The 2,388-nt window shown below is 72.0% G+C and carries 1 protein-coding gene; it reads right to left on the bottom strand.

Annotation, left to right across the window (positions count from 1 at the left end; all coding sequences use genetic code 11):
* A partial coding sequence (locus K4L06_RS22430; protein WP_221673745.1) for an AMP-binding protein occupies positions 1–2,388 on the bottom strand: 2,388 nt, incomplete at both ends.

Here is a 2,388-nt window from a genome sequence, read left to right as displayed (position 1 = left end):
GCGAACACCGCCGGCGCCGAGTCCCAGAAGCTGATCCGTTCCTCGCGCAGAATCCGCACCAGCGCGCGCGGGTCGGCGACCTCTTCGCGGGTGGCGACCCGGACCCGGCCGCCCGCCGCCAGGATGCCGAAAATGTCGTACACCGACAGGTCGAAGCACAACGAGGTGGTGAACAGCAGAGTGTCGTCCGCGCCGACGCCGAAACTGCGCTCGACCCATTCGAACAGGTTGATCGCCGGGCGATGCTGGACCATTACGCCCTTGGGCAGGCCGGTCGATCCGGAGGTGTAGATCAGGTAGGCGAGCTGATCGGAGACGATGCCGAGCGCGGCCGGGTCCGGGTCGTGCTCGGGATAGCCTGCGACTGCGTCTTCCTGGTCCAGGCGCAGCACCTGCATCCGCTCGGCGGCCGCGCCGAGCGCGGTCGGATCGTCGAGCAGGCCGCCATCGGCCAGCAGCGCGACCGGCGCGCCGTCCTCCAGCATGTAGGCCAGGCGTTCGGGCGGATACGCCGGATCCAGCGGAAGATACGCGCCGCCGGCCTTGAGGATGCCGAGCAGCGCGGCGATCATCGTCGCCCCGCGTTCGGCGCAGATCGCCACCCGATCGCCCGGACGCAGCCCCATCGCCAGCAAGCGGTGAGCGATCCGGTTGGCGCGCGCGTTGAGTTCGCCGTAGCCGTAGCTGCGGCCGTCGGCGATCACCGCGACCGCGTCAGGACGCAGCCGCGCCTGGCGCTCGAAACCGCTGTGGATCAGGTCTTCGCGCCGGTACGGCACGGCGGTGTCGTTGAACGCGTCGATCAAGCGCGCGCGCTCGGCCGCCGGCAGCACCGGCAAGGCGTGCGCGGGCGTGGAATCGCCGCTCTCGACCGCGCTCAGCAGGCGCTCGATCGCGCAGGCGTAGCGTTCGGCCATCGCCGCGGCGTCGATTCCGGGCGCGCACATCGCCACCAAGGCGATGGCATGGCCGGCCAGGTCGACCGACAAGGTCAGCGGATAATTCGAGCGCTCGCGTCCGGCATGCACGCGCACGCCCGGCAGCCCCGCCCCTGCGCCGGTCGGTTCGGCGCCATGGCGCACGTTGAGCAAGGCGGTGAACAGCGGCAACGGCGCCTCGACGCCGCTGCAGCGCTGGGCCAGGGCCAGCGAAGCCTGCTCGTGGCGCAGCAACTCGGCCAACGCCTCGCGGGTGCGCTCCACCAGGGCGGTCGCGTCGCCGTCGAGCGCGATCCGCAGCGGCAGGGTGTTGATGAACACGCCCAGCGCGCGCGCCGCGCCAGCTTCGCGCATGCGTCCGGACAGCACCGAGCCGAACACCACGTCGCGGCGGCCGGTACAGGCGGCCAGGGTCATCGCCCAGGCCGCATGCAGGAACGCCGACAGCGGCACGCCGCGCGCGCGCGCTAGGCGATGCAGGCGCAACGCGACCTCCTCGCGCAGGGCCAGGCGCGCCTCGGCCGCGGACGCACCGGCATCTCGCGCGTCCAGGATCCCGAACGGCGCGGTCGGCTCTTCGACCTCACCCAAGCTACGGCGGAAATACGCCTCGTGCCCGGCACTACCGGCCAGGCGCGCGCGCGCGACGAAGTCGCGGAACGGCAGCGCCGGCGGCAGTTGCGCCGCCCGCCCCGCCAGGCGCAGGCCGATTTCCTCGACCACGCCGGCCAGAGTGATGTGGTCGCTGATGAAGTGATGGTTGACCAGCGCCAGCAACCAGCCGCCGTCCGCGTCCGGCATCGCGTAAGCGCGCAGCAGCGGCCCCTGGCGCAGGTCCAGGCGAAGCCGGGCCGGATCGGTGTGCGCTTCCAACGCTTCGCGCGGGCTGCGGTCCGCGGCCGGCGCCAGTTCTTCCAACGGCAGCGCCGCCCGCCGCAGCACCACCTGCACCGGCTCGGGCACGCCTTCCCAGCACGCCACCGTGCGCAGCACGTCGTGGCTGTCGACCGTCGCCTGCAATTCGCGCAGGAACGCATCCAGCCGCGGGCGATCGTCGAAGCCGAGCACCGCGCGCAGCAGGTAGGTATCGCCCTGGCTCTGCAGCAGGTGGTGGAACAGGATGCCTTCCTGCAGCGGCGCCAGCGGATAGATGTCCTGGATGTTGCGCATGCCGCCGGGCACGGCCGCGGCGATCGCATCGATATTGGCCTGGGTCAGCTCGACCAGCGGCAGCATCGACGGTTCGATGCGGTCGGCATCGGCGGGGATCCGGTTCGGCGGAACCGCGACGACCGGTTCGGATCCGGCTTCCGCGGTCATGCGCCGCGCCAGCGCGGCCAGTTCCGGCGCCGCGAACACGTCGCCGACCTGCAATCGCCAGCCGGCGCGCGCCAGCGGCTCGACCAGGCGCAGGACCCGCATCGAGTCGCCGCCGAGTTCGAAGAAGTTG

This window comes from Lysobacter sp. BMK333-48F3 (assembly GCF_019733395.1).
Lineage (GTDB): Bacteria > Pseudomonadota > Gammaproteobacteria > Xanthomonadales > Xanthomonadaceae > Lysobacter.
The sequence above is the reverse complement of the archived record's forward strand: the minus strand, read 5'-3'. Positions and strand labels throughout refer to the sequence as shown.